The 26,379-nt window shown below is 66.8% G+C and carries 19 protein-coding genes and 1 tRNA gene; 11 read left to right on the forward strand and 9 right to left on the reverse strand.

The annotated features are described in order from the left end of the window. Nucleotides 1–97: 97 nt before the first annotated feature. From ON34_RS21345 to ON34_RS21370, 6 genes are all read left to right on the forward strand, one after another. Nucleotides 98–1,123 (forward strand): glutathione S-transferase family protein, encoded by a 1,026-nt coding sequence (locus ON34_RS21345; protein WP_040782086.1) that lies wholly within the window; start codon nt 98–100, stop codon nt 1,121–1,123. Between the two features lie 141 nt (nt 1,124–1,264). Then, nucleotides 1,265–1,996 (forward strand): hypothetical protein, encoded by a 732-nt coding sequence (locus ON34_RS21350; protein ID WP_051022941.1) that lies wholly within the window; start codon nt 1,265–1,267, stop codon nt 1,994–1,996. Next, on the forward strand, nt 1,993–2,985 hold the full coding sequence (locus tag ON34_RS21355) for an ATP-binding cassette domain-containing protein (protein ID WP_040782090.1): 993 nt from the start codon (nt 1,993–1,995) through the stop codon (nt 2,983–2,985). Before ON34_RS21350 ends, ON34_RS21355 begins: the two co-directional genes overlap by 4 nt. Continuing rightward, the gene (locus tag ON34_RS21360) at nt 2,982–3,764 is read left to right on the forward strand and encodes an ABC transporter permease (RefSeq protein WP_040782093.1); all 783 of its coding nucleotides are present in this window, start codon (nt 2,982–2,984) and stop codon (nt 3,762–3,764) included. Before ON34_RS21355 ends, ON34_RS21360 begins: the two co-directional genes overlap by 4 nt. A gap of 51 nt (nt 3,765–3,815) precedes the next feature. Continuing rightward, on the forward strand, nt 3,816–8,033 hold the full coding sequence (locus ON34_RS37715; protein ID WP_085997120.1) for an ABC transporter ATP-binding protein: 4,218 nt from the start codon (nt 3,816–3,818) through the stop codon (nt 8,031–8,033). Between the two features lie 105 nt (nt 8,034–8,138). Continuing rightward, nucleotides 8,139–11,927, forward strand: coding sequence for a multifunctional oxoglutarate decarboxylase/oxoglutarate dehydrogenase thiamine pyrophosphate-binding subunit/dihydrolipoyllysine-residue succinyltransferase subunit (locus tag ON34_RS21370; RefSeq protein ID WP_063821720.1), 3,789 nt, complete (start codon nt 8,139–8,141; stop codon nt 11,925–11,927). Between the two features lie 229 nt (nt 11,928–12,156). Here the strand turns inward: ON34_RS21370 and ON34_RS21375 are convergent. From ON34_RS21375 to ON34_RS21395, 5 genes are all read right to left on the reverse strand, one after another. Next, a tRNA-Asn gene (locus ON34_RS21375) sits at nt 12,157–12,222 on the reverse strand. Between the two features lie 279 nt (nt 12,223–12,501). Continuing rightward, nucleotides 12,502–13,236 (reverse strand): DUF7873 family protein, encoded by a 735-nt coding sequence (locus ON34_RS21380; RefSeq protein ID WP_040782097.1) that lies wholly within the window; start codon nt 13,234–13,236, stop codon nt 12,502–12,504. Nucleotides 13,237–13,436: 200 nt separating this feature from the next. After that, nucleotides 13,437–14,681: an ABC transporter substrate-binding protein gene (locus ON34_RS21385; protein WP_157172367.1), complete on the reverse strand. Its 1,245-nt coding sequence runs from the start codon at nt 14,679–14,681 to the stop codon at nt 13,437–13,439. 88 nt (nt 14,682–14,769) lie between these two features. Next, entirely contained in the window at nt 14,770–15,519 is a 750-nt protein-coding gene (locus ON34_RS21390; protein WP_040782102.1) for an ABC transporter ATP-binding protein, read from the reverse strand. Then, nucleotides 15,516–18,458 (reverse strand): branched-chain amino acid ABC transporter permease/ATP-binding protein, encoded by a 2,943-nt coding sequence (locus ON34_RS21395; protein WP_245548121.1) that lies wholly within the window; start codon nt 18,456–18,458, stop codon nt 15,516–15,518. Before ON34_RS21395 ends, ON34_RS21390 begins: the two co-directional genes overlap by 4 nt. 355 nt (nt 18,459–18,813) lie before the next feature. Here ON34_RS21395 and ON34_RS21400 point away from each other — a divergent pair, with 355 nt between their 5' ends. Genes ON34_RS21400 through ON34_RS21415 form a run of 4 tightly spaced genes read left to right on the forward strand, consistent with a single transcriptional unit; the run spans nt 18,814 to nt 21,119 of the window. Further along, on the forward strand, nt 18,814–19,152 hold the full coding sequence (locus tag ON34_RS21400; protein WP_040782105.1) for an ESX-1 secretion-associated protein: 339 nt from the start codon (nt 18,814–18,816) through the stop codon (nt 19,150–19,152). After that, the gene (locus ON34_RS21405; RefSeq protein ID WP_040782108.1) at nt 19,149–19,454 is read left to right on the forward strand and encodes a WXG100 family type VII secretion target; all 306 of its coding nucleotides are present in this window, start codon (nt 19,149–19,151) and stop codon (nt 19,452–19,454) included. Before ON34_RS21400 ends, ON34_RS21405 begins: the two co-directional genes overlap by 4 nt. Then, nucleotides 19,451–20,812 carry a hypothetical protein gene (locus ON34_RS21410; protein ID WP_051022942.1) on the forward strand — a complete coding sequence of 454 codons (1,362 nt, stop codon included), beginning with the start codon at nt 19,451–19,453 and terminating at the stop codon, nt 20,810–20,812. Before ON34_RS21405 ends, ON34_RS21410 begins: the two co-directional genes overlap by 4 nt. A 10-nt stretch (nt 20,813–20,822) precedes the next feature. Then, nucleotides 20,823–21,119, forward strand: a complete 297-nt coding sequence (locus ON34_RS21415; protein ID WP_040782111.1) for a hypothetical protein — start codon at nt 20,823–20,825, stop codon at nt 21,117–21,119. A 180-nt stretch (nt 21,120–21,299) separates the two neighbouring features. Here ON34_RS21415 and ON34_RS21420 read toward each other — a convergent pair whose 3' ends face one another. The 3 genes from ON34_RS21420 to ON34_RS21425 all read right to left on the reverse strand — a co-directional run bounded on the left by ON34_RS21420 (nt 21,300) and on the right by ON34_RS21425 (nt 23,348). Further along, the gene (locus ON34_RS21420; protein ID WP_040782114.1) at nt 21,300–22,208 is read right to left on the reverse strand and encodes a phosphotransferase; all 909 of its coding nucleotides are present in this window, start codon (nt 22,206–22,208) and stop codon (nt 21,300–21,302) included. Between the two features lie 102 nt (nt 22,209–22,310). Next, a complete protein-coding gene (locus ON34_RS38140) occupies nt 22,311–22,445 on the reverse strand; it encodes a hypothetical protein (protein ID WP_281032459.1) in 135 nt (44 codons plus the stop codon). Between the two features lie 57 nt (nt 22,446–22,502). Beyond that, entirely contained in the window at nt 22,503–23,348 is an 846-nt protein-coding gene (locus ON34_RS21425) for a helix-turn-helix domain-containing protein (protein ID WP_040782117.1), read from the reverse strand. A gap of 608 nt (nt 23,349–23,956) precedes the next feature. Here ON34_RS21425 and ON34_RS21435 point away from each other — a divergent pair. Next, a complete protein-coding gene (locus ON34_RS21435; RefSeq protein ID WP_040782119.1) occupies nt 23,957–24,172 on the forward strand; it encodes a hypothetical protein in 216 nt (71 codons plus the stop codon). Nucleotides 24,173–24,494: 322 nt separating this feature from the next. Here ON34_RS21435 and ON34_RS21440 read toward each other — a convergent pair. Further along, a partial coding sequence (locus ON34_RS21440) for a nuclease-related domain-containing protein (RefSeq protein ID WP_218003921.1) occupies nt 24,495–26,379 on the reverse strand: 1,885 nt, incomplete at its 5' end.

Consider the following 26,379-nt stretch of genomic DNA (forward strand, 5'->3'; position numbering starts at 1 on the left):
TAAGCGCACGCTCCGCCAACGCTGCGGCCCTGCGCGGGCTGAGGACGGACTAGGTCCGACAGCGCCCACCAGGGCCTGGATCTGCGAAACTGTCCAGGTGACCAAGTCGGCTAGCGAAAGCGGTTCCTACGTCGAGCCCGGCGAGTTCAAGAGGGACACGAACTACATCACCACCCGGATCACGGCCGACGGCCGCGACGGCTATCCGGTCGAGCCGGGGCGCTACCGGCTCGTCGCGGCGCGCGCCTGCCCGTGGGCCAACCGCACCGTGATCGTGCGGCGTCTGCTCGGGCTCGAGCAGGTGCTCTCGCTCGGCCTGTGCGGTCCCACGCACGACAAGCTGAGCTGGACTTTCGACCTGGATCCCGGCGGCGTCGACCCGGTGCTCGGCATCCCCCGGTTGCGCGACGCCTACCTGGCGCGGTTCCCGGACTACCCGCGCGGCATCACCGTGCCCGCCATCGTGGACGTGCCGACCGGGCAGGTGGTCACCAACGACTACGCCCAGATCACCCTGGATTTCTCCACCGAGTGGACCGACTACCACCGGCCCGGCGCACCGCGGCTGTACCCCGAACCGTTGCGCGCGGAGATCGACGAGGTGAACCTCGCGGTGTTCCGCGACGTCAACAACGGCGTCTACCGGTGCGGGTTCGCCGGTGCGCAGGACGCTTACGACGCCGCGTACGACCGGCTCTTCAACCGGCTGGACTGGCTCTCGGAACGCCTTGCGGGACAACGCTATCTGGTCGGCGACACGATCACCGAAGCGGACATACGACTATTTACCACGCTGGTGCGCTTCGACGCCGTCTACCACGGGCACTTCAAGTGCAACCGGTCCAAACTCACCGAGATGCCGGTGCTGTGGGCGTACGCGCGCGATCTGTACCAGACCCCCGGCTTCGGCGACACCATCGACTTCGGGCAGATCAAGACGCACTACTACGTCGTGCATCGGGACATCAACCCGACCGGAATCGTCCCGAAGGGGCCCGACCTGGCGAACTGGTTGACCCCGCACGGCCGAGAAGCCCTCGGCGGCAGACCATTCGGCGACGGAACCCCGCCGCCCCCGCCACCGTTGGCCGAACGCGTACCGGCGGTGCAGGGCCCCGCATGACGGTCCCCGGCCGTAGCCGAACAGGCAGAGGCAGCCGACCGGTGGAACCGATCCGCCTGGGTACTTCGTTGTCATGACGAGCTGACGGCAACCGGTGCCATACAGTTCAACCCAGCAGACCGGAAGAGGAGGATGCCGCCGATGCTCAAAGGTGCGTTCGAGAAAACGGTGGTCGAGCTGCTCGATACCGGGTCACGCTTGCAGGCGCCCGCGGTGGCCAAGTACGTGGATCGGATCCGGCGCTCCCACCCCGACGAAAACCCCGCGCAGATCATCGAGCGGTTGGAGAAGCAATACCTGCTCGCGGTGACCGGCAGCGGTGGCGCGGTGGGCGCGACCGCCGCGCTCCCCGGCGTCGGCACCATCGCCGCGGTCGCCGCGGTGAGCGCGGAAACCACCTTCTTCATGGAGGCGTCGGCGGTGTTCACCCTCGCGGTGGCCGCGGTGCACGGCATTTCGCCGCAGGATCAGGAGCAGCGCAGGGCCTTGGTGCTGGCCGTGGTGCTGGGCGAGAGCGGCATGGAGATCGTGCAGAAAACCGTCGGCACCTCCGCGAAGAACTGGGGCACGGCGTTCGCCAACCGGATTCCCGGGCTGTCGAGCATGAACGATTCGCTGCTGAAGCGGTTCATCATCCGATTCATCACCAAGCGCGCCGCCTTGATGGCGGGCAAGGTGCTGCCCGCTGGCATCGGCGCCGTGATCGGCGGCGCGGGCAACCGCGCGCTCGGCAAGGCCACGATCACCAACGCGCGCAAGGCATTCGGGCCGCCACCGGTCACCTGGCCCGCCGACCGGCACCTGATCATCGACGCCGATCCGCTCACCGCGATCGACCCGGCGAAGCCGCAACCTCCGGCCACGCCACGATGAGCGCGGCTCGTCCGGTCGCGTTCGCGGTCCGGGGATTGACCAAGCGGTACGACCTGGCGACCGCCGTGACGGACGTCAGCTTCACCGTGCCCTCCGGCACCACCGCGGCACTGGTCGGTCCGCGCGGGGCGGGCAAGACCACCATCCTGCGGGCGCTGCTCGGACTCGTCGCCCCCAGTTCCGGCACCGCGTCACTGGGCGGACCCGGCTCGGCGCGACCCGACGCCGCTGTTTCCGCGCGGGTGGTCGGCGGTGTGCTCGCGCCCCGTGGACTGCTTCCGGCTCGGACTGCGCGGCAGCACTTGCTGATCTACGCGGCCGCGGCGGGTCTCCTGGACGCACGCGTGGGCGAGGTGCTCGAACTCGTCGGGCTGGACGAGCACGGCGCGACCAAGATCGTCAATCTGTCGATCGGGCAGCAGACCAGGCTCGCGCTGGCCGCCGCGCTGCTCGGCGATCCCCCGCTGCTGGTGCTCGACGATCCGATGGACGGGCTCGACCCCGCCGAACGCGGCTGGTTGCAGGAATTCCTGCGCAGGCACACCCGCCGCGGCGGCAGCGCCCTGCTGTCCAGCGAGAGCCTCGCCGCCGTGCTGCCCGGCGCCGACCACCTGATCGTGCTGAACGAGGGCGCGGTGGTGTACCAGGGCAGCCCGGCTCGGCTGCGGCGCGGACATCCGGACCGGCTGGTCGTCGCCGCGTCACCGCCCATCGCGCTGGCGACCATGCTCGCGGCACAGGGATTCACCGACGCGGTGATCCGCCCGGATGGCCGCCTCGCGGTCGCCGAGGCCACCGAGGCGCAGATCAGAGCGGCCGCGACCGCGGCGAAAGTGCGGATCGACAGCATCGTCGCCGACCCCATCCACCCCGACCGGGTGCTCGCGTCGCTGACCAGACCCACCGCCGCGCCCGCGCCGCACTACCCCGGCCTCGCCGCGCCCAGCACCCAGCAACCGTCGCCGCTGCCCTACGGAATCCCACGATGATCGCAATCCTGCCCGCGGACCTGGTGCCGACCGTCAACTCCGAGATCCGCAAGGTCGTCACGATGCCGCGCGGCCAGGTACTCGCGGCCACCGTGCTCGCGATCGCGCTGATCGCGAGCATCGCCTCGGCGAGCCTGGCCGGACCACCGGACCCGCGCGGCGAGCCCGCCACCGGCGCCGCGACGATCGGGCTCTACGTCGCTCTGGGCGTGGTCGCGCTGGCGGCCGCCGTCTTCGGCGCGGTGGGCACCGGGGCGGAGTACCGGTACCACACGATGCCGGTGAGCGTGCTGTTCACCGCAGACCGCGATCGGCTGGCGGCCGCGAAGTTCCTGGTCATCGGGAGTTGCGCGGTGGCGGCCGGGGTGGCCGTGGAACTGGTCTCCCTCGGCGGCCTGTTCGGCGCGGGTCGCGACAAGATCGCCGTCACCGCGGAGTTGTTCGCCGTGCTCGGCGGCGGGCTGCTCGCCGCGGTGTGCTGGTCGCTGATCGGCGCGAGCGCGGGCATCCTGGCGCGGTCCTCCGCCAAGGCGGCAGCGCTGCTGCTCGGCTGGATCGGACTCGCCGAACCCCTGCTGTGGCTGGTCAGCCGTGGTCTCGGCATCCCAGGTGTGGTGACCGTGCTGCCCGTCTCCGCCACCGTCGGCACCATCGCCGTCGGCTCCTTCCCGGACAGCGATTTCCTCGCCCCCACCCCGGCCGCCGTCGTAGTGCTGCTGCTGTGGACCATCGGCCTGGGCGCCGCGAGCTGGTGGAGCCTGCGCACCCGCGACCTGTGACGTGACCCCACGCCGGGAACAACGGCCTGTCGGTGGGCGTCGGTACCGTCGATGAGGAACGCGGTACGACGAAGGGGGCGAGCGGACGTGGTCGACGGGGGCGGCAGACCGGGATGGATACGCAGGGTGTGGGCCGAGTGCCGGCCCCACCGCGCGGTGCTCGCCGGGATCGCGGCGGCGATTCTCGGCGGCGCGGTCATCGAGACGGCCGGGCCGCTGCTGACCAAGAAGGCGATCGACGCGGCCGGGATCGGTGACACCGCGGCGATCGGCGCGGTCGCGGGCCTGTTCCTGGCGCTGGCCGTCGGCCGTTCCGCGGCCGGATTCGGGCGGAGATTGCTGGCCGGACGGCTGTCCCTGGACGTGCAGCACGCGCTGCGCGTGAACCTGCTCGGGTCACTGCAACGGTTGGACGGCATCGGCCAGGACACCTTGCGCACCGGGCAGGTGGTGTCCCGGTCGATCACCGATCTGCAGCTGGTCCAGGGCCTGATGGCGATGGCCCCGCTGTCGGGCATGGCGCTGCTGGAATTCGTGCTGGCCGCCGTGGTCATGATCTGGCTCTCACCGCCCCTGGCCGCCGTCGCGCTGCTGGTGGTGCCCGCGATCGGACTGGTGGTCTATCGGATGCGCCCGCGCCTGCACGCGGCGACCTGGTCCGCCCAGCAGCGCGCGGCCGACCTCGCCCAGCACGTCGAGGAGACGGTCACCGGGGTGCGGGTGGTGAAGGGCTTCGGTCAGGAAGCCCGGATGGTCGACCTGCTGGAGCGCCACGGCCGCACCCTGTTCGCGGAGCGGATGCGCGCCGCGAAGATCGACGCCCGCTTCGCGCCGACGGTCGCGACGATTCCGCAGCTCGGCATGGTCGCGGTCATCGCGCTCGGCGGACTGCTCGCCCTGCACGGCAGCATCGGGATCGGCACCTTCGTCGCGTTCGCCGCGTACGTCGCCGTCATGACCGGCACCGCGCGCATCCTCTCGTCGGTGATCGTCATGGCCCAGCTGACCAGGGCGGCGGCCGAACGGGTGTTCCAGGTGATCGACACCGCGCCGGTCATCGCCGACCCGGATCGCCCGGTGGAGCTGCCGGACGGACCGCTCGGCATCGAACTCGACGCGGTCACTTTCGGTTTCGATCCCGATCAGCCCGTTCTGCGCGAACTCGACCTGCGCATCCGGCCCGGGGAGACGGTGGCCGTCATCGGCCCCGCCGGGTCGGGCAAATCCACGCTGGCCCTGCTGCTGCCCCGGTTCTACGCACCGGACTCCGGCCACATCCGGCTGTTCGCCGATGCCGCGCCGCGGCGCACCAACCCGGGCGATGGGTTCATCGACACCTGGAACAGTCCACACCCCGCGCCGCGCACCGACTCGGCTGACCCGTTCACCGTCACGCGGAACAGTTCACGCACCGCGGCGAACACCGACATGGCCGACGCATCGGCTGTCAATCGGAGCCGGTCGAGCAACGCATCGAGCGCCGATCCGGCGAACGTGTTCACCGCCGCGCGGAACAATCCACACCCCTCGCCGCCCACCGACTCGGCTGACCCGTTCACCGTCACGCGGAACAGTTCACGCACCGCGGCGAACACCGACATGGCCGACGCATCGGCAGCGATGCGGCCGAGCACGGACCCTGTGGATGCGTTCACCGTCGCACGGAATGGCGCACGCGCCACGACACTCACGGCGGAAACGGTCGGTGTCGACATCGCCGACGTGCGCGCCGCCGACCTGCGCGCGGCCATCGGTGTCGTCTTCGACGATCCCTTCCTGTTCTCCGACACGATCGCCGCCAACATCGCACTCGGGCGGCCGGAGGCCACCGACGAGGAGATCAGGCAGGCGGCCGTGCAAGCCGCGGCCGACGAGTTCATCACCGAACTTCCGGACGGATACGACACGGTGGTCGGCGAGCGCGGCCTGACCCTCTCCGGCGGCCAGCGGCAGCGGATCGCGCTGGCCAGAGCACTGCTGGCGCGCCCGCGCATCCTGGTGCTCGACGACGCCACCTCGGCGGTGGACGCGGTGACCGAGGCGGCGATCTTCGACGCGCTGCCCGACCGCGGCGGGCGGACCACGCTGATCCTGGCGCATCGGGAATCGACGCTCGCCCACGCCGACCGCGTGATCAGGCTGCCCGCGCCCGCCGGACACGTCGCCCCGGCGCCGGACATCACCGCGTCCGGGGCCGAAAAGGGGCGAGCACCAAGTCGTTCCGACGGCGGCCGCTTCGCGGGCGCGGCGGCCGACGTCAGCGAGACCCCGGAACTACGCCGCACCATCGAGCGCCTGCCACCAGCCACCGAGCAACCCGGCCTGGACGTCGATCGTTTCCGTGCGCCCGATCCGCGCTTCGGGCTGCGCCGCATGCTGCGCCCCGTGCGCTGGCTGGTCCTGACGGTCATGGCGCTGCTGGCGGCCGACGCGGTGATCGGCATCGCATTCCCGCCACTGGTGCGTTACGCGATCGACGGTGGCGTGCTGGGCGAGGATTCCGCGGCGCTGGTCCGCGCGACGCTGCTCGGCGCGGTACTCGCCGCCGCGGGGTGGGCTGTCGGCGCCGCGACCACCGTGCTGACCGCGCGTACCGGGGAACGGATGCTGTTCGGCTTGCGGGTCCGCAGCTTTGCGCATCTCCAGCGACTCGGGCTGGACTACTACGAACGCGAGCTGTCCGGGCGGATCATGACCCGGATGACCACCGACGTCGACGCGCTGTCGACGTTTCTGCAGACCGGGGTGGCCACCACCCTGGTCGGCCTGCTGACGCTGGTCGGCATCGCGGTCGCGTTGCTGGTCATCGATGTCTCGCTGGCGCTGGTCGTGCTGGCGACGGTGCCCGCGCTGGTGATCGCGACGGTGCTGTTCCGGCGGGTGTCGTCCATCGCGTACACCGTCTCGCGAGAGCACGTGTCGGCGGTCAACGCCGACTTCCAAGAGAACGTGACGGGGTTGCGCGCGGTGCAGGCGAACCGGCACGAGCCCCGCGCGGCCCGCCGCTTCGCGGAGTATTCGCAGCGCTACCGCGACAGCCGTTTGCGAGCCCAGCGGGCAATCGCGCTGTACTTCGCGTTCGTCGTCGGATGGGCGGACGTGGCGCTGGCCGCGGTGGTGTTCTTCGGTGCGCGCGAGGTCGCCGCCGGTGCGACCAGCGCGGGGACGCTGGTCGCGTTCGTGCTGTATCTCCAACTGCTGTTCGGTCCGATCCTGCAGCTGTCCCAGGTCTTCGACAGTTATCAGCAGGCCAGAGTCGGTCTGCGCCGGATAGGGGATCTGCTGCGCACGCCGTCCTCGATCACCGCCGATCCGGCCGATCCGGTGCCGATCGCGCAGGGTTTGCACGGCGATGTCGCCTTCGACAACGTCCGGTTCCGGTACGCGGGCAGCCGGGTTCCGGCCCTGGACGGCGTTTCCCTGCACATCCCGGCGGGTTCCACCCTGGCGCTGGTCGGGCCGACCGGCGCGGGCAAGTCGACCGTCGTGAAGTTGCTGGCGCGTCTGTACGACCTGCCCCGGCACGCGTCGAACCCGTCCGGCGGGCACCCGGAAGAGCTGGATTTCCCGCAGACCCCAGCGGCGGCGGCCAGCGCGCCACAGCACAGGGCCGCCAGTTCGAAAAGCAACGGTGACCGTGACTCGGACCCTGGCGCGATCCGTGTGGACGACGCCGACATCCGCGATTACCGCCTCGCCGACTACCGGTCGCGGCTCGGCATCGTCCCGCAGGAAGCTCACCTGTTCACCGGAGACGTGGCGAGCAACATTGCATTCGGGAAACCATTCGCGACCGCCGAGGAGATCGCCGCGGCCGCCGCCGCGGTGGGCGCGACCGACATGATCGCCGCCCTCCCGCTCGGGATGCGCCAGCCGGTCGGCGAACGCGGCCGCGGCCTGTCGGCGGGCCAGCGTCAGCTGATCGCGCTGGCCCGCGCCGAACTGGTGGCCCCGGATTTGCTGCTGCTCGACGAGGCCACCGCGACGCTCGACCCGGAGACCGAGGCATCGGTGCTGGCAGCGAGCCGATCGCTGAGTCGCGACCGCACCACCGTGATCGTCGCGCACCGGCTCGGCACCGCCGCGCGCGCCGACCGGATCGCCGTGGTCGACCACGGCCGGATCGTGGAATTCGGCCCCCACGCGGAGCTCCTCGCCGCGGGCGGACCGTATGCCCGACTGTGGGCAGCGGCGCGCGAGTCCGGGGGAATATTCTCGAGTACTGACGAGTCGTCACCTATGAGGTCGGGGGTGTCGGGTGGTCAGTGAATCCGCCGATTTGCTGCTGGGCCTATCCTCAGATAGGGCGCATCGGCGCGCATCCGCTGATCCCCGTGCCGGGCACGTCACAAACGTCGCAGCGCGAAGAACGAAATGAGGCGAACACCTGCTGTGAGCAGCTCAACTTCCCAGTTCGGTCAGAATCAATGGCTGGTCGACGAGATGTATCAGAAGTTCAAACAGGATCCATCTTCCGTCGACGAGAGCTGGCACGAGTTCCTGGCCGACTACACGCCTGAGGCGAGTGGCGACTCCGGCAACAGCCAGACCGCCCCCGCTCCGGCGCAGGCCGCCGCTCCGGCTCCGGCTCCGGTCACCCCGGCCCCCAAGCCTGCCGCCGCCAAGCCTGCCCCCGCTCCGGCCCCCGCGCCCGCGGCTCCGAAAGCGCCCGCCCAGCCCGCTCCGAAGCCCGCGGCGGTGACCGCCCGCACTCCGCAGACCACCCCCGCGCCCACGTCGAACGCCGCGCCCACCTCCGGCCCGAAGCAGCAGGCCGACACCGCCACAGACGAGGCCAAGGTGCTGCGCGGCGCCGCCGCTGCGGTCGCGAAGAACATGGCCGCTTCGCTGAGCATCCCCACCGCGACCAGCGTGCGCGCCATCCCGGCCAAGCTGATGATCGACAACCGTCTGGTCATCAACAACCACCTCGCCCGCACCAGGGGCGGCAAGATCTCCTTCACCCACCTGCTCGGCTACGCCATCGTGCAGGCGGTCAAGGCGTTCCCCAACATGAACCGGCACTACGCCGAGATCGACGGCAAGCCGAACGCGGTCACCCCCGCGCACACCAACCTCGGCCTCGCCATCGACCTGCCCGGTAAGGACGGCAACCGCGCACTGGTCGTCGCGGCCATCAAGGGCTGCGAGGAGATGACCTTCGGCCAGTTCCACACCGCCTACGAGGACATCGTCCGCCGCGCCCGCGACGGCAAGCTCACCGCCGAGGACTTCTCCGGCGTCACCATCTCGCTGACCAACCCGGGCACCATCGGCACCGTGCACTCGGTGCCGCGCCTGATGAACGGTCAGGGCGCGATCATCGGCGCCGGCGCGATGGAGTACCCCGCCGAGTTCCAGGGCATGAGCGACGAGCGCATCGCCGAACTGGGCGTCGGCAAGCTGATGACGCTCACCTCCACCTACGACCACCGCATCATCCAGGGCGCGGAGTCCGGTGACTTCCTCCGGACCATCCACCAACTGCTCATCGCCGACGAGTTCTACGACGAGATCTTCCACGGTCTCGGCGTGCCGTACGAGCCGGTCCGCTGGCGCAAGGACATCCGGGAACGCGGCGTCGACAAGAGCGCCCGCGTGCTGGAGATGATCGCGGCCTACCGCAACCGCGGCCACCTGATGGCCGACACCGATCCGCTGCGGCTGGTCAAGGACAAGTTCCGCAGCCACCCGGACCTCGACGTCACCCAGCACGGCCTGACCCTGTGGGACCTGGACCGCACGTTCAACGTGGCGGGCTTCCACGGCCAGGAGCGGATGAAACTGCGCGACGTGCTGTCCATCCTGCGCGACGCGTACTGCCGCCACGTCGGCGTCGAGTACACCCACATCCTCGATCCCGAGCAGCTGCAGTGGATCCAGGAGCGGGTGGAGCAGAAGCACGCGAAACCCACTGTCGCACAGCAGAAGTACATCCTGAACCGGCTCAACGCGGCGGAGGCCTTCGAGACCTTCCTGCAGACCAAGTACGTCGGGCAGAAGCGTTTCTCGCTGGAGGGCGCCGAGGCCGTCATCCCGATGATGGACGCGGTGATCGACCAGTGCGCCGAGCACAGCCTCGACGAGGTCGTCATCGGAATGCCGCACCGCGGTCGCCTCAACGTGCTGGCCAATATCGTCGGCAAGCCGTACTCGAAGATCTTCACCGAGTTCGAGGGCAACATGAACCCGGCGGCCACGCACGGCTCCGGCGACGTGAAGTACCACCTCGGCGCGCAGGGCACCTACCTGCAGATGTTCGGCGACAACGAGATCGAGGTCTCGCTCACCGCCAACCCCTCGCACCTGGAGGCGGTCGACCCGGTCCTGGAGGGCCTGGTCCGTGCCAAGCAGGACCTGCTGGACAAGGGCGACGGGCCGGAGGGCTACTCGGTCGTGCCGCTGATGCTGCACGGTGACGCCGCGTTCGCGGGTCAGGGCGTGGTCGCCGAGACGCTGAACCTGTCGGGTCTACGCGGCTACCGCGTCGGCGGCACCATCCACATCGTGGTGAACAACCAGATCGGGTTCACCACCTCGCCGGAGAACAGCCGCTCCACCGAGTACTCCACCGACATCGCGAAGTTCATCGGCGCGCCGATCTTCCACGTCAACGGCGACGACCCGGAGGCGTGCGACTGGGTGGCGCGTCTCGCGGTCGACTTCCGGCAGAAGTTCCGCAAGGACGTCGTGATCGACATGATCTGCTACCGCCGCCGCGGCCACAACGAGGGCGACGACCCGTCGATGACCCAGCCGTACATGTACGACGTCATCGACACCAAGCGCTCGGTCCGCAAGGCGTACACCGAGAGCCTGATCGGTCGTGGCGACATCTCGCTGAAAGAGGCCGAGGACGCCCTGCGCGACTACCAGGGCCAGCTGGAGCGGGTGTTCAACGAGGTCCGCGAGCTGGAGAAATACTCGCCGGGGCCGAGCGAGTCGGTCGAGGGCGACCAGCCGGTGCCCGCGACCGTCGTGACGGCCGTGGACAAGGCGGTCCTGCAACGGATCGGCGACGCGTTCCTCAACGTGCCCGACGGCTTCAACGTGCACCCGCGCGTCAAGCCGGTGCTGGAGAAGCGCCGCGAGATGGCCTACGAGGGCAAGGTCGACTGGGCCTTCGCCGAGCTGCTCGCGTTCGGCACGCTGATCGACGAGGGTCGCGCGGTGCGCCTGACCGGTCAGGACTCCCGCCGCGGCACGTTCACCCAGCGGCACGCGGTGATCATCGACCGCAAGACCGCCGAGGAGTACACCCCGCTGCACAACATCGGCAGCGAGAACCCGGGTTGGTTCGCGGTGCACGACTCCGCGCTGAGCGAATTCGCCGCCGTCGGCTTCGAATACGGTTACTCCCTGGGCAACCCCAACGCCCTGGTGTTGTGGGAGGCGCAGTTCGGTGACTTCGTCAACGGCGCGCAGTCGATCATCGACGAGTTCATCTCCTCCGGTGAGGCCAAGTGGGGCCAGCTGTCCGACGTCGTGCTGCTGCTGCCGCACGGCCACGAGGGCCAGGGCCCGGACCACACCTCCGGCCGCATCGAGCGCTTCTTGCAGTTGTGCGCGGAGGGCTCGATGACCGTCGCGGTGCCGTCCACCCCGGCGAACTACTTCCACCTGCTGCGCCGCCACGCACTGGACGGCATCCGCCGCCCGCTGATCGTCTTCACCCCGAAGTCGATGCTGCGCAACAAGGCCGTGGTCTCGGATCTGAAGGACTTCACCGAGAGCAAGTTCCGCTCGGTCTTCGACGAACCCGCCTACGAGCAGGGCATCGGCGACCGCGGCAAGGTCAAGCGCATCCTGATGACCAGCGGCAAGCTCTACTACGAGCTGGCCGCCGAGAAGGCCAAGCAGAAGCGCGAAGACGTCGCCATCGTCCGCATCGAGCAGCTCTACCCGCTGCCCACCTTCCGCCTGAACGAGGCCCTCGGCGGCTACCCGAACGCCACCGACCTCGTCTGGGTCCAGGAGGAACCGGCCAACCAGGGCGCCTGGCCCTTCTTCGGCCTCAACCTCCCGGAAGTCCTCCCCGACCGCCTCGGCAAACTCCGCCGCATCTCCCGCCGCGCCATGTCGGCCCCGTCCTCGGGGTCCAGCAAGGTGCACGCGGTGGAACAGGCGGAGATCATCGCCGAAGCGTTCGAGCCGACGGCGTAGTCCCCTGACCCGAAGCCGGGCCGAATCGCTTCTTACCCAAAGCGATTCGGCCCGGTTCGCGTTTTCGGAACCCGACGGTTCAGAGCGCCGGAACCAAGCCTCGCTGTCATTGCGGATGAGTGCCGTCCATGGCCATTGCCGTCAGCGATCACCACGACGTCGGGATCGAGCTGCCGAACTGCGACGGCAAGCGGAGGGGCCGGGCTATACCCTGCCCGGCCCCTCCTGTTTACGAGCGGGATTCGAACCCGCACTCGTCGGATCAACAGTCCGATGCTCTGCCGATTGAGCTATCGCTGCACCATCTGTGACCACTGCGCCCGCGAGTGCGGCTCAGCATGATGTACCCCGCGCGTTGCCTTTACGCTACAGCGCCACGGAGAGGCGCTGCCCGGACTCGAACCGGGATTTCGGGGGTGCGTCGCGTCCACACCCATGAGCTCGAGGTCGATGGTGTTGTTGAGCTTGGAGCAAGAGCTTGAGTCTCATCGGCTGGGCACTGCCCGGCCGTCAGCTTGAGCTTCAATTTCAGCTTGTGCTCCATCCCCCCGAAGGGGGAGTCTGTGGGCCCCGGTTATCCGAAGAGGTAGCCGAGGATTGCCTCGCCCGGCTCGACGTCGGTCACCGCGGTCGAATTCGCTGCCTCCCGAGCGTACTTCACCGCATCGGTCAGCTTCCCGAGCCGAGCACGCATCTCGCTGACCTCCTTGGCCGGCAACGCTCCCGAGAACTTCGTGGTCGTCCAGCGTCCGACCACCACGTCCTCGTGATAGACCTGCACCTGGGCCGGGTGCTTGTCGGTGGCGGCGGCCAGCACATGGTTGCGTGGCACCTTCTTGGTCCGCACCGTCTGGCTGGGCTCGGTCGCGAAGCAATCCGCGACCTCGTCGAACGACCAAGCCTCGGCCGGGTCGAGCGTCGGCAGCTTGGCGATGAACGACTTCAGTTCACCCAGCTGCTTCTCCAGGAACAGCAGATAGGTCACCGGCAGGTCCGTGGCCAGTGTGTTTCCGTCCACCACCAGGTCGGCCTTCGCCGAGCAGTTGGCCACGTCCTTCGTTGCGGTGACGTTCAACAGCCTGGTCAGGGTTGCCGTGACGTCCGCGATCACCTCACTGACCCGGACCTGCACCCGCTTCGACTCCGGCGGGAGCGCCTCACCTTCGTCGTCCAACGGCCGGTAGGTACGGGCAATGCCGGCCAGCAGCTCGGTCTTGCTCACCCGCTGGTACGCGGCGGCCAGGTCGGCGTTCGCCTGAGACTTCACACCCTTCTCGACGGCGATGAGCTGGTTCAGCTTGGTGGTCACGATATTCCTCTCCGTTGCCCGATCCGACAACGGTGCTACCGTAGAGGAGCCGAGATCGCCTACACCAGCGAATTTCCCGTTCTGCCAATACTATTGGGCAGGATCAGCCCCTGACAGCCTCTGTTTCCAGGGTGGCGAGGCGGCGGAGGACAGCCGCCACCTCGCCGTACACCGGAACAGTCGGCCCTGGGTTCGGACCGTCAGGACGGCGCGAGCGCCTTCATCAGCGCAGCAGCGGTCGCCTCGTCGATGCATGTCGGCTTACCACCGTTGTCGGAGTGGTATGCACCGCCTTTGGTGTTTCCGGTGAAGTAGCACAGCGGGAACGCCGGTTTGCCTTCCGGGAAGGTCAGCGGCGGAGCGAGACCGTCGAGGGTCTCGTCGCGCAGAGCGCGCAGCCCCTTGATCACATCGGCGCTCGTCGAAGACGGGGAAAGGTTGGCGGCTTTGGCCGCCGCCAGGAACAGCTGCCCGCCTGCCCACGGCCACAGCAGCGGCGCGCTGAAGTCCCCGCTGGCCCGAAGGCCGGGAATGTATTCGTCGAGTGCGTCGCCGAAGGCCTTGATGGCCGGATTCGAGTCATCGGTGTACAAAGCGTTGGAGCCTGCGAAGATGCTGCCGTCGAAGTTCGGGTCCGCCGCCCATCCCTTCTGGAGGCTCGCGCCGGAAGGAGCCTGCATCGGTTGGTAGCCTTGCTGCGCGCACGATGCCGCGATGCGCGAAATCGCCTCGACCGAGACGGCGGGGAATACGGCGTCGACACCCTTGTCCCTGAATGCCAGGCATGGAGCGATGTAGTTCGGCGCGGCGATCGCGACTTTCTCCGCGGCGAATCCGAGACCGGCCTGTTTTGCCATCGGCTCCAGCATCTGTGGAAGCTGCTCGCAGACCGGGATCTCGGCGCAATAGAAGACGCCCAGGGTCTTGGCGCCCGCCTTCTTGGCCTGGGCCACCTCGCCCAGCATCAGCACCGGCAGCGTGGTGCCGGAGGCGAAGAAGTTCGGATCGGCGATGAACGGGGCATCGACGGGCTGTCCGCCGATGACCGGAATGCCCTTGCTGTCGACGTAGCTCTGCCAACTCGAAGTGACCAGGCTCGTCTGGCCGACGATCGCGACCACCTTGTCCTGTTCGACCAGTTTCTTCGCGACCGCCAGCGCTGTCGTCGGATTCTGCTCGTCGTCGTAGGAGATGAGCTTGACCGGGTGCCCATTGATTCCGCCATGATCATTGACCGAGGACGCCCAGGCCTGCAGCACGTTGGCGGCGTGTCCGAGCGATCCGGCGGCAGGGCCGGTGCAGCTGCAAATCGACCCGATGAGAATCGGATCGCCCTGAAGCCCGCCGTCGGAAACTTTCACCGGGCCAATGGATGTGGACCCGTCGCTCGTCGAGTCAGCGGAACATGATGTGAGCGCGAGCGCTGCCGCCAGCGCCGGAGCCACGTACCACAGGAACCTTCTCTTCTTCATTGCTCCACTCCTCTGTGGATACCGAACATTCGATTCGCTACGCCCATGGCCCGGTAACGGTTCATGGGTGTCCCGCCGGCGATGCCGGCAAGTCTGTGTGCCCGCTGTCGATGCCGAGATAGTTCTCCAGCACGGCATCTCGGTCGATCTCCGTGGCGGGTCCGGCGAACGCGACCGTGCCGCGGCTGAGCAACACCACGTGGTCGGCCATCGTCAGGGCGTGGTCGACGTACTGCTCGACCAACACGATCGCCGAGCCGGTGGTACGCAATTCGCCGAGCGCCGCGAAGATCTCCTCCACAACCAGGGGAGCCAGGCCCATGGAGACCTCATCGAGCAGGACAACCGCCGGATCGGCCAGCCACGCGCGTGCCAGTGCGAGCATCTGCTGCTGCCCACCGGACAGCGAACCCGCCCGTTGATCGAGCTTCGCCCGCAGTGCGGGGAAGACGTCCAGCACCTCGTCGGCGCTACCTCGGCGCCACGGCGGTGTCAGCAGGCGCAGGTTCTCGCGGACCGTCAGATCTGCGAACACCCCTCGGCCCTCGGGGATCAGGCACAGCCCCGCGCGGGTGCGGCGGGCAGGGGGAGCGCCGGTCAGATCGGCGCCGCCGATCGACACTGTCCCCGATCGCGGCCGCAGTAGCCCGGAGGCCACCCGCAGCAGCGTCGACTTTCCGGCACCGTTCGGCCCGAGCAACGCCACGACCGACCGAGGTGGCACCGCCAGGTCGACGTCGTGGAGCACGATCGTGGAGCCGTATCCCGCCGTGATCGAGCGCAATTCGAGTGCGAAGTCGGTGCCGGTCATGCTACGGGTACCTCCAGCCGTTGTTCGTCGGTAACGGGCTCGCCGAGGTAGGCGTGCTGCACCAGCTCCGAAGCCCGGACCTGCGCGGGTGAGCCCCGGAATATCAGGCGACCGAAGTCGAGGACGAAGATCTCGTCGCAGATCTCGAGCACCAGCGACATGTCGTGCTCGACCAGGACGATCCCGACGCCGCGCGCGGCGACGACGTTTCGCAGGATCTGCCCGAAGCGCGCAGTCTCCGAGCGATCGAGGCCCGCGCTCGGCTCGTCGAGCAACAGGATCCGATACGGCCCGGCGAGACACCGGGCGAGTTCGACCAGTCTTCGCTGCCCGGTGGACAGCGCACCGACGCGGGTATGCGCGATGGATTCGATACCGCACAACGCCATGGCGGAAGCCGCCGCGGTGCGCGTCTTCCGGTAATGTCCATGGGCCGCGAACAGGTGTGCCAGCGGGTTCGCCCCGGCGAGTGGCCCTTCGGCTCCCATCGCGACGTTCTCGGCGACAGTAAGGGAATCGAACAGCTCGGTCCGCTGAAAGGTTCGCCCGATGCCGAGCCGCGCACGGCGTGCGGTCGACGCTCGGCTGATCGCCCGATCCTGCAGTCGCACTTCGCCATTGGCCGGTACGAGACCGGTGCAGGCATCGAACGTGGTGGTCTTGCCCGCCCCGTTGGGGCCGATAAGTCCGGTGATCCGCCCGGTGTGCGCCTCGAACGAGAAGCCATCGACGGCCACCACACCGCCGAAGCGGACCGAAAGATCGCGAACCACCAGCGCGGTCGCGGGCTGCCTGGTGGGCGGCTCCGCCGCGACGACCGCCGATGACCGGTCGCGGCGAAACGCGCTGTCAAGCCAGGACCGGATCGGTCCGGGAACCTCCAGGCGGCTCGCGGTGGCGGCACGGAGCACCACCAGGATGCCGAACAGGACCTGGAGCCACTGCGACATCCCGGCGACCGGAAGATAAGACGGCACCAGGACGAGCGCCGCCGCGGCCAGCAGCGAATACCATGGCTCCCGGCCCACCATGATGACGATGACCGCGAAATAGGTGACCGAAAGCAGCGGCTGGTAGTTGGTCGCCGAGGCGGTGGTCTGCGCCATTCCGGCGAGTGCGCCACCCAACGCCGCGAGGAACGCCGAAACACAGAAGACCAGAACGCGCGTGACTTCGATCGTGACACCGTTGGTCCGCAACGCGGTCGGCGATTCGGCCAGACCCCGGAGCAATCGTCCGAGCCTGCTCTTGTCCAACGCCACCACCAGCAGGGTGCCCACGGTGGCCAGCACCAGCACGAGCCGGTAGAACGCCGGGTCGGAGTCGAGCCCGAATACGCTGGGGCGCGGCATCTCGAGGCCGAGGCCACTGGTGCCGAACATATAGGGCTGGGAATAGAACATCACTTGCAGCACGACGCCGAATCCGAAGGTCGCCAATGCCAGATACAGGCCACTGAGGCGAATGGCTGGAATCGACAACACCGCACCGATCGGCACGACCACGAGTCCGCAGCCGATGAGCGCCAGCGGCCACGGCAATCCCCGATCGACAGCGAAGTGCGAGAACGCGCACGCACCGATGGCGGTGAACGCCACGTGGCACAGCGAGACCTGCCCAGACGTGCGGACCAGCAGGCCCAGCGACAGGAAGACGAGCGTCATCGCCAGCGCTACAGTCCAATCCGTCAGGTGGATGCCCGCGAACGACGGAACCAGCGCGAGCACCACCAACACGATGGCCCCGCCAACGGATTGCACCGGTGTCGGAGTAGTCCAGCCGGATCGGATCCGCCGGACCGCCCGTTCCCGGTCCACCAGGTAGCGACGCGGCATCATCAGCAATACGAGGAACAACGCCAAGAACGGCAATGCGGCGGGGACTCCCGCAGCCAGCCCCGTGGTGAAGTAGCGGGTAGCCAGCGCGGCAAGCACTCCGATGACCAGTCCTCCGCCGAAACTCCATGGCAGACTGGTGAATCGGCCGATGGCCGCCGCTCCGAACGCCTGGACGACCAGCAACGTCAGCTGCATGGGATCGAGCGGAATCAACGGTGCGAACAGCACCCCGGACAACGACGCCAAACCCGTGCCGATGCACCAGGCCCATCGTCGCGTGCTCACCGGGCTGGTTCCGGCCAGGTCCAGCAACGCGGCATTCCCGACGACCGCACGCATGGCTATGCCGCGCCGGGTGAACCGCAGCGCGGCCGACAACGCGGCGGTCGCGACTACCGCGACCACGAACGTGGTGACATCCGACCACTGCACCTGCACGCCGAAGGCGGCGAATCCCCCCTGCGGCAGAACGACCGGGACGATGCGCGTCGTCGTCCGCCCGTAGAACAGCGTCACCCCCGCCTCGACAACCAGCAGAACGCCGACCGTCGCGGCGATCCGCAATTCCACTGTCGCGCGGTCGACGACCCGAGCCAGCAACTCCAGCGCCAACCCCATGGCCGGACCGACGCCGAGAACACAGATCGCGGCGGCGAGCTGCCAGGCGACGCCATTGACGACGTGCAATGAGTAGAACGCGTACGCCGACACCGTAGCCATCGCACCGTGGGCGAAGTTGAAAACTCCCGACGTCTTGTAGGTGAGCACCAAACCCACCGCGGCCAGCCCATAAACCGAGCCGGATACGATTCCCGCGATCACGAACGGCAAGAGATCTGCCACGATGTACTCCAATTTCCGCTGATCATCGGCACTGCGAGACTGTGCGGATGCGTCGGCGCTGTCTTGCCCGACTCGGTCGGCTACTGGTCGAGCGACCACCCGCACGGAAAGGGCGTCAGCGCTCTTTGGTATAAATGGTTCTGTCGGTGAAGAACTGGACGATTGACTCGGTGATGCCGTCTCCGGGGTTCGATGGGACAGATGACACGCACTGGGGTGAATGCGTGCCAGCCAGTGTTGATCGTTGTCCAGCGCCACACCATGCAATCCCGTAGCTTCTGCCTCGCAACCGAATTCGACGGCATCAAAACGTAAATCCCAAGGTCGATGGTTCAGTCGCCGAACTCAGCTGTCTGCCGAGCGGCCAACTGCGTGCCGTATCTCCCGCCGCGCCATGTCGGCCCCCTCCTCGGGTCCAGCAAGGTGCACGCGGCGGAACAGGCGGAGATCATCGCGGAGGCGTTTGGGCCGACTGGGTAGTCCTGACCGGAACGGGGCGGATCTCTCTCTTTCGCAGAGTGATCCGGCCCGGTATTGCAGTTTCAGGAGACCAGCTCCACACGTGGAAGTCGGCAGTAGACACCCTCGAGACTCCCCCGGTACCCTTCGGCGTATGAGCGACGGGGGGAGTCCGGGACCTGGTCCGAGCTTGTCGGTTGTGCCGGAGAAGGTGCGCGAGGTAGGCCAGTACGTCTACGACGTGGCCGAAGCCCTGCGCTCGGCGCTGGATTCCGCTGCCAAGGACGTGGATTCCCTGGTCAATGGCTCTTGGACTGGTGATCTGGCAGCTGAATTCGGCCAAGGGTGGACCGAAGTCCATGACGGCGGCGTCCAGATCATCACCGCGCTGACCGGCATGGCCGAAAAGCTCGGTGTCACCGCCGACACCTACCAGGCCCGCGACGAGAACACCGCCACCGCCCTGAACGCCTCCAGCCTGGATCTGCCATGAGCTCGCAGTTCTCCGTCGACCTCGACCACCTCGACCAGATCGTCGCCCGCCTGTCCGGTCTTGCCGGATTCATCGCCGACCACCTCGACGAAATCGACGACAAAGTCGCGACTTTGCAGGGCAGCGGCTGGGAAAGCGTCGCCGCCCAGGCATATGCCGACGCCCACCGCCAATGGGCGACGGGTGCACGCGAATTCGCCGAAGGCATCCGCGACATGAGCGATGCCGCCCGCACGGCGCACGAAGACTACACATACGCGATCGAGCTCAACCGCAAGATGCTGCGAGGCGGCCAGCCGTGATCGTCGACTGGCAGGTCTACTACGACGCCGCCAAGAAGTGTCATGATCTCGCCGCCGACCTCCGCCGAGCCGACAAACCAGTGCACGACGCCGTGAAAGGCGAATGCGCGGGCATGGCCGGTGACGCACCCGGCTGCAAGCAATGGGGCGAGAAATATGATCAAGTCGCGCGCAGCACGATGCAGACGTGCACGAACCTGGCCGATGCCCTGACCAACTACGGCTACGTCCTCGCCGCGAACGGCTACAACCACGGGATCAGGAACAAGAGCAATCCGCCGCCGCCACGCCCAGATGTCCGTGCGATGACCGAATACAAGGTCACGATCCCGACATCGGTGCGCGACAACGGAAGCGGTGTAAAGCACAACGGGGGTGTCGAGGAGTTCTTCGCCGTACTCGTTGCCAAGATCCTGGAAGAATTCGGAAAACTTCCCAACGGAGACGTCGACAAACTCGCCAAAGCATCTACCACCTGGGATAGCTTCGGCAAGAACGAAACCATCACCGGCGCCGCCGCCCGCATCAGCGCGATCGCCGCCATGTTCGACGGCATGGACGATCCGCTGAATCGACAGATGATCCAGGACCAGTTCAATGTCTTGCGCACCGCCGCCGACGGGGTCGCTACGGCATCACTCAACGTTGCCGCGCCCGTCGCGAGCTACCACACCGGAACCCTGGACGTCAGCCGCGGCATCCAATCCGCGATCACCACCGCCGAGTGGGCAATCGGACTGATCGTGGTAGCCGCCGCTGCCACCGCCCTGCTCAGCTTCGGCGGTAGCCTCGCCGCAGGGGGAGGAGGCGTCGCCGCCGCCGTCGCCGAAACCATCGCGACCATCCGCAGCCTCTACCAGGCCAGCAACCTCATCAGGGTGGTCGGCCTCACTGCTGCCGCAGCCGGTGCCGTCGGCGTCATCAGCGCCTTCGACAAGGTTCCCGACCTGACCTCCATCTCCACCTCCCTCGCCACCATCATCGCCATGCGGGTGCTGATCGATGGCGATGACGACGAACGAGCAAGCGGCGGCCCCGACGTTTCTTCGCAGATCCAAAATCCATCGCTGACCGACAAGTCCGAAGAATATGTCCGATCGAAACACTTCCCAGGCGGAAGCCAGGTGACCGACAAGAAGAGTATCTTCTATCCCGAAGAGGATATAGATGCGCTGGTCGAAGCAGCCGAGAACCAGCCTGCAACAGGCCCGAACAAGAACGGAAATTATGAGCGGATAGTGGAAGCTGACCACAGCATCGGCAATCTATCGAAGTCAGCGGGCGGTGCGCCGACCAGACGCTACGTGGTTGTGCAGGACAAGTACGGCGGCGTGATCACCATGTACCCGATACCATAGAAAGAGAATCGTGGCAATCGATATCGTTCTTCAGGCGCAGGACCATTCGCCCATCGCCAGCGCCGACCCAGACCCGACCGGGATTCTCGGTGATCTCTGTGCCGAAGCTCCCCAAGGCACGTTGCTTCAGTCGATACATCCGCATGCAGACACCATGTTCAATGCGTATCAGCTGAAGACGCTGGTCACCGAAATCGATACCATGCTGGCGCGTTCCGAATCCCATCGGCCTGTATGGGAGGGCTTGCGCTCTCTGGCGATCGAAGCGATCCAGTGCCGTGGATATCTTTGGTTCAGCGGCGACTGAACAACACTCCCCTTCACATTCCGCCATTTCTGAAGAGCTTTGGCTGTTCGAAAAACTATCTGAGACTGAACCTCACACTGGCGCTTACGGCTTCCCATCAGGGAATGACCGTTGGGAAACCACCTAGCCGCAGGGCCTGCACGGGCCACAACCTGCAGGAACCGCCAGTACCGGATGTTCTCACGACACCGCCGTCCACTGCACCTTGCGATCCCCGCTGCGCAGAGACGAGATGCGTATCCTCAGCTGTTCGGCCGCCGCGGACTTGTCAGGTGCCAGCCGGATATACGCGCCGATAGAGTGCAGTTCGGCGATATCACGGAGAAGATGCCAATGTGGCCAAGCCAAGAGGTCATATCCGTAGGCGTCGAGGAACCGACGCCGGTCAATCTCTGGGGCGTGAAAGTGATCTGGCAGTCCACTGATGAGATCCAGTTCCCGTGGGCCGATGCAGCACTGATCCCAGTCGATCAGGACGAACCCGTGATCTAGCTGGACAGCGTTCTCGGAGTGGGCGTCTGCGTGGATCAGGCCATAGCCCAGCGGGAACTCGGCGGCGTAGTACGCCTCGAGGAGTTCCGCGGCGCGGGTGGCGATCCATACACGGTCATCGATGTCCAGCGCAGGCCGCGTCCGGCTGCCGTCCAAGGCGAGCGCCTCACGCAACCGATGCAATGGTCTGTATTCAGGTACCGGGAAGGGTGGCCGCGGCAGGCGGTGTAACCGCCGGAGCGCCTGTGCGATATCAGTCGACGTCGCTGGCGTGCGCGTCGGACAGTATGGCCAAAAGGTGGCCACCGCCCCGGCCGCGATGACGGGTTGCTCACCGGGAAGCGGGCATAGCCCGATCGGATGACCGCCTTGTTCGTTCAGCCACCGGGTGACGACGATGCTCGTGTTGGCACGTGCTCGCCGAAGGTTCGTGTCCGGAGCGAGCCGCACGATCACGTCGCCGTTGTCCGAATCCGATAGCAGGTATACCGCGTTCGACCGGTGATGCAGCAGTTGCGCGCCATCAGCGGCGATCCCGAATGCCGCGCATGCCGCTTTCAGCGCATCAGGGCCGGAGAGTCCACTGTCGTCGGTCACAGCGCGACAGGAGTAACCATGCGGATCTCCTCCCGCATGTCAGTGCCCAAGAGGCGGGATCTCAGAGCGACGAGCGATGTTCCGATTCCAACATGGGCCACTTCAGACGCCAAGATCGTCGAACTCGCCCGCTTTGCACCCCTCCAGCCAGGCGGCGAACTCGGCGCGGGTGAACTCCAGGGTCCGGCTTCCGTACGTTGCCCTTGCGGACCAGTACGCCGCCCAGAGTTGCGACAATTCAAAGACAAGTCTCTGAGTTGGTGAAGCTCGACCTCCACGGGTCTAGGCTGTCCTTCAGCATCTCTCCGGCTCGAGCACTGAACCCCGGCCTGGCTCGGTACGATCCCTACTCCAATTCTCGGCCAGCCGCAATATGTACTGACGTGAGTCCTTTGGAGACAACGCGATCCGGCACGCGTGGTCGAATACAGCTGAGAAAGAGGCGACTTCGGCCGCATCGGTAATGAACTGTCCACTACCATGCCTTTCGAAATGCACCCGTTCAGAGCCTCCCCACGGGTGGGCCATGATCGTGAAGTCCCCCATCCGCAGGGCTTCGTACATTCCTGTGTCGAAGGTGCTGATTCTGATCGTTACGTTCGGCAGGTCCGCTAGTTCGGCCATCGCAGTCAACTGCTCTGCCATCACCGAACCGTCGCCCATACGAAGATGCAGAACCGACTCCGGCTGGACAACGTCAATCGACAGATCACCATTGCGTACACGCTTCTGTCTATGGAGTCGCTGGTCGATCATCCGTCGGGTGGATGTGTCCGACATGCCAACAATGCCCACCGTGCTGCACATGCTTGCGAGATACCGAGGCGTCTGCAGTAGCCCGTGCACCGCCCTCGGCTCGTGTGTGCGAATCTTGGTCGCGGACTGCTCCATTGCGAGGTACGCCACCAACCACTCTGGTATCTCGTCAACCTGTGGCACGATGCCATTGAGCATCGCATCCAACTCCCGCATGGACACACCTATCGCCTCGGCATACCGCTCCCGCTGGGTCAGTTGCGGCGTGGATTCACCACGCTCCCACTTACCTAGCGTTGTTCTGTCGACCCCCACGAACTCTGCGATCTGCTCCTGAGTCTTCCCCGATGCCTTCCGCGCGTCGATCAGCCGCTTGCGTCGCATGGACGCATCATAGACATCTCTTGATCGCCGTGGATCACATTCGTTTGAAGCGTCAAGCTATCAATGCGCCCGGGAGGGAAGTGACGCCGCGAAACCCTTCGCAACCCGATCCGACGCCGTCATCACGTCGGCCGGGCGCACCCACAGACATGAACAGGCATCCAGGGGGTCACTATGTCCGCATCCGCCGTAGCGGACGCGCTCGGCCGCTGTCACTACTACCGCACCGTGTGCCAATTGCCGTGCCACATCGATGGATCCGGACGGATCGCGGTCACTATCGGCGGTCGAGTCCGCGCGCTCACAACTCCGGAACCACTTGGCCGCGCGATCAGTGAATATCTGCTTGCCCGGTCGCTGGCAGGACCGGTCGTGTGGCACCGATCGCGGCGATACACGTTCCTCGCAGCCTATTCCGCTGAGTCCGAGGACAATTCGCTGTACGCACGCACTCTGCTGCGCACCAACTCGCTGATCATCCCGCCGCTCGGCCTTGTCGCACTCCCGTCCCCCAGTGACCACGTCTACCGCCGATGGATAGAACCGGCTCGCGACGGCTACCGGCCATGCCTGAAGACTGTGCTCGACGCCCTGATTGCCTGCGCGCCATGAGCGGCCCCGCGACACCTCGTCCTGGCGAGCCCGACTTTCACCTGAGCATCATCCTGCGGGGAGCCCGGCTGGACTACGCCGCCTGCCGCACCGCAGCACTCCGCTTCATCACCGAATGGCACGCCCGCCAGCACGAACCGATCACCGTCATTCCCGGCCCTACACACGGCCTCGTTCGGCTGCCCTGCGAGCGACTCTACCTCGGGCCATGAACCTGTTGCGGTTACTCGGAAGGTCCCCACCTGTTCGTCCGGCGTCGACAATGCCGTTCACCCGGCCGGGACGGCATCGTGGTGTTCATCTGACCGACGTGTTGGCGTTCCGGCAGTACCGCCGTGCCGAGCGTGCCGCCGGATTGTCCGAGCTGACCAGGATTTCCGAAGATTTGGGTCTTTACGACGATGTTCCCTCAGAACCGCTCAGGCGACATGACTGATGCAGCGGGTATTCCTCGAGACTTGCGTCCACGGATCCGGGCTTGGAGCATCGCTGACCGCCCGCACACCGCCACACGGTCTCCAGCAGCCGACGGTGTCAACAATCAGAGCGGAACGGGAGGCACAGCGGCAGTAGATCGAATCGAGCCGGGGTTTCGGTGACGGTTGGGGGTGGTGGGACCACCTCGGTGGTGGGCGGGGGCTCGGTGGTCGGTGGGGGCAATGGGGTCTGCTGTACGGCGTCGCCCTGCGGGGTGGAGCAGGCGGCGGCCAGCACCCAGATGGTGCCGATGACGACTGCGATCAATGCCACCGCCGCGATCTGCTGGGGACGGTGGCGGACCGGGCCTGGTTGGTCGGGCGTGCTGGTGCGCGTGCGTGGAGGCACAGTGATCATTTGCCGGAGATCGGCGATGCGTGGGCGACGTTCGACGAGGCGCGGTGCGGTGGGTCGTCGCGGTGGACGGGCTTCGGTCTGCTCGTCGGACCACCATTGCGGCAGATTCGGCAGAGGTGACGGTGTGGAGTGAGGGCGCGATGGCTGGGCGTCGGACTCGATCCACGACGACCACCGGTCCGTGAAGGGTGACGACAACGGAGCTGCTGGTTCTGCGACATCCGGCGTCGCATCCGACCGCGTGGGTTCGGGTGCTACAGGTCCCGATGCAAAGGAGATTGGCGCATAGGGGTCGGGCTCGGCGCGTTGCGTCTGTGCGTACCTTTGGGCGAGCAGACCGTCGAAGTGATGCGGCTTCGATATCGGTTCCGCCTCATTGCCTTCCGGCTCCTCCGCGATATCGAGCGATTGCCGATCCTCGACCGACGGCGAAGTGTGTGCGTGTTGACGGCCTACCAGGTCGGGATCGACTGTCGCGTCTGACGCAACAGGTTCCGACGTCTCGGACCGCGCCCGGATGTGTGCCGCGGCGAGCGGCGGTGCTGGCCGGTCTGATTCGACCGCCGCCCTATTCCCTAGGTCCTCGTTCTCCAGCGGTTGCATCGAGCCGGATGCGCTGAGTTCCGGTGCTGTTGGCACCACGTCCGGCCGCTCGAGTGCGGAATGCGACGACACCTCCACATCAGTAGCCACGCCGACCGCATCCGAGCCTTCCACGGAAAGCGTGCCATCGATTGCCGTTGGCACCACACCCGGCCGCTCGAGTGCGGAATGCGACGACACGTCCACATCAGCAGGTACGCCTACCGCATTCGAGCCGTCCGCGGAAAGCGTGCCATCGATTGCCGTTGGCACCACACCCGGCCGCTCGAATGTGGAATGCGACGACACGTCCACATCAGCACGCACGCCTACCGCATCCGAATCTTCTGCGGAAAGCATGCCGTCAATTGCTGTCGGCACCGATTCCGGCCGCTCGAGCGCGGAATGCGACGACGGCACGTCCACATCAGTAGCCACGCCGACCGCGTCCGAGTCTTCCGCAGAAGGCAGCCCCTCGACCGGCGCTACTCCTTCGAGCACCACCGCGCTCTCGTCGCACAACGTCGACTCCGGCGGAAAACCGTCCGCGACAAGGTCTTCGACGCTGACCTGATCGGCGAGGTTCAAATCGCCCAGCAGGGCGTGCACGCGTTCGGCGGTCCAGATGAGCTTTCGGCTCGCCGTGCGGTGGAACCACGCACGCAACTCGACGGGAGTGTTCCCGAGTACCACCCCGCAACCCTTGCGCCGGGATTCTATGTTCAACGTGACGGTCGATTCCCGGGGCGGCACCACCACGATCAGGCCGTCGACGTACGCCTCGGGGTGGTGCTTGCGGACCAGTTCCTTCAGGTTGAAGACGTTGTTCGTCACCTGGTCGAACGGGCTGCTGTCGTCGTCGCCGACGGGGATCGGGTCGCCCTCGAACCCGGACAGCCGCCAGCGGCCGTTGGCCTGGACCGAGAGAACGCCGGTCATGGCTTCCGGCGCGGTGGCCTTTACGTCGATCACGACCGCCGCCCTAGGGGTGATCACGACCAGA

The organism is Nocardia pneumoniae NBRC 100136 (assembly GCF_000308755.1).
GTDB lineage: Bacteria > Actinomycetota > Actinomycetes > Mycobacteriales > Mycobacteriaceae > Nocardia > Nocardia pneumoniae.

What these genes read in the sequence shown, in the direction of transcription:
- ON34_RS21350 (WP_051022941.1), top strand. Translation starts at nt 1,265, where the DNA reads ATGCTCAAAGGTGCGTTCGAGAAAACGGTGGTCGAGCTGCTCGATACC.
- ON34_RS21355 (WP_040782090.1), top strand. Translation starts at nt 1,993, where the DNA reads ATGAGCGCGGCTCGTCCGGTCGCGTTCGCGGTCCGGGGATTGACCAAG.
- ON34_RS21360 (WP_040782093.1), top strand. Translation starts at nt 2,982, where the DNA reads ATGATCGCAATCCTGCCCGCGGACCTGGTGCCGACCGTCAACTCCGAG.
- ON34_RS37715 (WP_085997120.1), top strand. Translation starts at nt 3,816, where the DNA reads ATGAGGAACGCGGTACGACGAAGGGGGCGAGCGGACGTGGTCGACGGG.
- ON34_RS21370 (WP_063821720.1), top strand. Translation starts at nt 8,139, where the DNA reads ATGAGGCGAACACCTGCTGTGAGCAGCTCAACTTCCCAGTTCGGTCAG.
- ON34_RS21390 (WP_040782102.1), bottom strand. Translation starts at nt 15,519, where the DNA reads ATGACCGGCACCGACTTCGCACTCGAATTGCGCTCGATCACGGCGGGA.
- ON34_RS21400 (WP_040782105.1), top strand. Translation starts at nt 18,814, where the DNA reads ATGAGCGACGGGGGGAGTCCGGGACCTGGTCCGAGCTTGTCGGTTGTG.
- ON34_RS21405 (WP_040782108.1), top strand. Translation starts at nt 19,149, where the DNA reads ATGAGCTCGCAGTTCTCCGTCGACCTCGACCACCTCGACCAGATCGTC.
- ON34_RS21425 (WP_040782117.1), bottom strand. Translation starts at nt 23,348, where the DNA reads ATGCGACGCAAGCGGCTGATCGACGCGCGGAAGGCATCGGGGAAGACT.
- ON34_RS21435 (WP_040782119.1), top strand. Translation starts at nt 23,957, where the DNA reads ATGAGCGGCCCCGCGACACCTCGTCCTGGCGAGCCCGACTTTCACCTG.